The 4,313-nt window shown below is 38.4% G+C and carries 1 protein-coding gene; it reads left to right on the forward strand.

Features of this window, described 5'->3' with window-relative positions; translation table 11 throughout:
• Positions 1-4,313: type ISP restriction/modification enzyme (locus GGR08_RS07625; protein WP_183194714.1), on the forward strand; the 4,313-nt coding region annotated here is incomplete at both ends.

Genomic DNA, 4,313 nt, shown 5'->3' on the forward strand with positions numbered 1-4,313 from the left:
AAGCTGATTATGGCATGTGGAACGGGCAAGACTTTCACCAGTTTGAAGATAGCAGAAACCCTTGCTGGGAAAGGCAAGCGTATTTTGTTTCTGGTGCCCTCTCTTGCTCTTATCTCTCAAACAATCCGTGAATGGACAGAAGATACAGAAATACCCTTGCGTTCTTTTGCCGTGTGTTCCGATACACAAGTGGGAAAACGTCGTAAGAATAATAAAAATGATGCTCTTGAATTTGATAGCTCTGATCTTGCCTTGCCTGCTACAACGGATGCAAAAGAACTGGCGAGTAAAGCGGGTAAGGTGTCCCATGATCTGATGACCGTGGTGTTTTCAACTTATCATTCCATCCAAGTGATTTCAGATGCACAAAAAAAGTACGATTTACCTGAATTTGATCTGATCATTTGCGATGAAGCACACCGTACCACTGGGGCTTCATTGGGAAGTGAAGATAATGAATCTGAATTTATCAAGGTTCACGATAACAGCATCATTCGAGGTAAAAAACGTCTGTATATGACAGCAACGCCTAAGATCTTTACCGATGATGCCAAAAAGCAAGCCAATGAGATCAATGCTGTTCTCGCCTCTATGGATGATAAAGAGCTCTATGGAAAAGAGCTTTATACTTATACATTCTCAAAAGCCGTTCAGAATGAACTTTTAGCACCTTATAAGATTATTGTTTTGGGCATTAATGAAGAGGAAGTTGCTGAATCTATTCAGCATTTGATGACCGATGAGAATTATGAACTTATTCTTGATGATAAAACCAAGATCATAGGCTGTTATCAAGCCCTTGCCAAAATAGATCTCAAGGTTGATTTAAGTGATGACCCTAACCCTATGCGGCGGGCTTTGGCTTTTTGTAAAGACATTAAAACTTCTGAACGTATCCGTGATACCTTCAATTCTCAAGAAATACAGGAAGAATTATTTAATCTTCATCAACTCTATAAAGATACCCCGCCGCTTCAGTGTACCTTTGATCATATTGATGGAACCCAAAGTGCCAAAATGCGCAATAAAGCCCTTGATTGGCTTAAGGAAGATGTGGGGGAAAATACTTGCCGTGTGCTCACCAATGTAAGATGTCTGTCTGAAGGGGTGGATGTCCCCGCTCTTGATGCCATCATGTTTTTACACCCGCGTAAAAGTCATGTGGATGTCATACAGGCGGTGGGGCGTATCATGCGGCGTGCAAAGGGCAAGAAAAGAGGCTACATCATTTTACCCGTCGGGATCCCTGCTGGGGTTTCTGCTGAACAGGCTTTACGCTACAATAAGAGATACAAGGTAGTCTGGCAAGTGATCAATGCTTTGCTTGCTCATGATGAGAATTTTGAAATCACCCTTAACCAAATGATCTTAGGGCAAGATGTTAGTGATACTTTGGAGATTGTCGCCTTAAAGAGCATGACCGCGGTTGAGGATAAAATCCATATCCATGAAAAATCAGAACATATGGGTCTTGAGATTGGAAAAGCCGCTCATGAACCACAAACTATTCATAGCGTAACAGGAAGATTACCTTTTTATAAAGAGTTTCCCAATGCTCTCAAAACCCTTCTTGCAAAGAAATTTGCTATTGCGGATTATTGGGAAAATTGGGCGGGCAATGTTGCTGAGATTGCACAAAATCATATCACGCATCTCCAAAACTTGCTTGCTGATGAAACCAGTGAAGCCTTTCATGCTTTTGATGCCTTTCATAAGGAATTAAAGAACAACTTAAACAGTGAAATAAAACAAGAGGAAGCGATTGAGATGCTTGCCCAGCATCTTGTCACGCGTCCTGTGTTTGAAGCTTTGTTTAAGGGCAATGAGTTTGTACAAAACAATGCTATTTCGCAAGCCATGGAAAAAATCTTAAAAGAATTGGATAAAACGAATATCGAGGAAGAATCCAAGGAATTACAAGAGTTTTATAACAGTGTAAGGCTTCGTGCTTCTGGGATTACCACACCACAAGCAAGGCAAAATCTTATTATTACGCTTTATGAAAGCTTTTTTGCCAAGGCATTTAAGAAAACTACGGATAAGCTTGGGATTGTTTATACGCCCGTTGAGGTTGTTGATTTTATTATTCATTCTGTTGATGATGTGTTGCGTAATGAGTTTGGAAAAAGCTTGGGGTCACGTGGTGTTTCTATTCTCGACCCTTTCACTGGAACAGGAACCTTTATCACAAGGCTTTTACAATCCAATCTCATCAAACCAGAGGATATGGAATATAAATTCCGTCATGATATCCACGCCAATGAGATTGTTTTGCTTGCCTATTACATAGCAGCGATTAACATTGAATCGACCTATCATAGTCTTATGAAAGGAGAGTACATTCCCTTTAAGCATATTGGTTTGGCTGATACGTTTCGCATGCTTGAAGAGAAGAACTTGCTACAGGAATTATTCAAAGAAAACAGTGAATATTTAGAGCATCAAAAGAAACTGGATATCCAAGTTATCTTTGGTAACCCTCCTTATTCGGTAGGACAAAAAAGCGAAAACGATAATGCAAAGAATACAGCTTATCCGATATTAGATGATCGCATTCGTGAAACCTACGCTGCTCAATCTAAAGTAACGAATATACGAGCGCTTTATGATAGTTATATTCGTGCTATTCGTTGGGCTAGTGACCGTATTGATAATGCTGGAGTAATTGGCTTTGTCACAAATGCAAGTTTTATCAATGGAAGTTCCATGGATAGCTTACGCAAATGCCTCGTTGAGGAATTTAGCAGCCTTTATATTTTCCATTTGCGGGGAAATGCGCGGACTTCTGGAGAACAACGTAAGAAAGAAAGTGGTGGGATTTTTGGTGAAGGCTCTCGTGCCCCTATAGCTATCTCTATTCTGGTTAAAAATCCAAATTCACAACAGCATGGCAAGATATATTTTCGTGATATTGGAGACTATCTCAATAGAGAAGAAAAGCTCACGATAATTGAAAAATTTAGGAGTATTGATGGCATTACACGAAGCAAAAAAGGTTGGCAAATAATTACACCGGATAAACATGGAGATTGGATAAATCAACGTGATGACAATTTTAAAGCATTTTTAGCCATAGGTTATAAAAAAGGTCATGGTAAAAAACTTTTTGAAAATTTTTCTCGTGGCATTATGACAAGCCGTGATACGTGGGCATATAACTCAAGCCGTGAAATAGTGGCAAAGAATATGCATAATATGATTGCTTTCTATAATAGTGAAGTAAAACGTTTTAACGATACTTATTTACCAGCTGATCATAAAGTACGTGCAAATGCTGTAAACGATTTTGTCAATTCGGATGAGAGCAAAATAAGTTGGAGTAATAATCTCAAAAAAGATTTAGTAAAAGGAAAGTTTTTCAACTTTAAGGAAAAGTGCCTTACCAAAAGTTTGTATCGTCCTTTTACTAAGCAGTGGCTTTATAGTGATTCTGTTCTCAACTGCGATGGTGCTTATCAGACGCGGATATTTCCAATAGGGCAAGTGGTTGAAAATAAGGTGATACAAGTTACAGGCATAGGAGCAAGAAGATTTTCTGTATTGATGAATAAAGCTTTACCTAGTTTAGATGCAATAGAAAAAGGTCAATGCTTTCCACGCTATATTTACGAAGACACTCCAGTTTCAAAAAATAAAAGTGAAAAACAAACCCATTTATTTACAGAAGAAAGCAAAAGTGCTGATTTACAGAGACGTGATGCCATTACGGATGAAGGACTAGCATATTTTAAAATGGCTTATCCTAATGAAACCATAACAAAAGATGATCTATTCTATTATGTTTACGGTTTGCTTCATTCAGAAGATTATCGCTCTCGTTATGCTGATAATTTATGCAAAGAATTACCTCGTATCCCTTGTGTAAAGAGTGCTGATGATTTTTGGAAATTTGTAACAGCAGGGCGTGAACTCGGTCATTTGCACGTAAATTATGAAGATGTAGAGCCTTATCCAGTGACCTTTAAAAAAGGTAATCCAAAACAGACAGAGATCTCTAATCCCGAAAAATTCTATTATGTAACTGAAATGAAATTCGCAAAAGCAGCTAAAGAGAAAGGAAAATCCGAAAAGGATAAATCAACTGTTATTTACAATAGCAATATTACCATAACAGATATCCCTCTTGAAGCTTATGAGTATATCGTCAATGGTAGACCCGCTCTTGAATGGGTTATGGGGCGTCAATGTGTAAAGACTGATAAAAAGAGTGGTATTATTAATGATGCCAATCGCTATGCTGTTGAAACCGTTGGAAACCCCGCCTACCCTCTAGAGTTGTTTCAAAGGGTTATTACTGTAAGTTTAGAGACAAT

This window comes from Bartonella fuyuanensis (genome assembly GCF_014197255.1).
Classification (GTDB): Bacteria; Pseudomonadota; Alphaproteobacteria; order Rhizobiales; family Rhizobiaceae; genus Bartonella; species Bartonella fuyuanensis.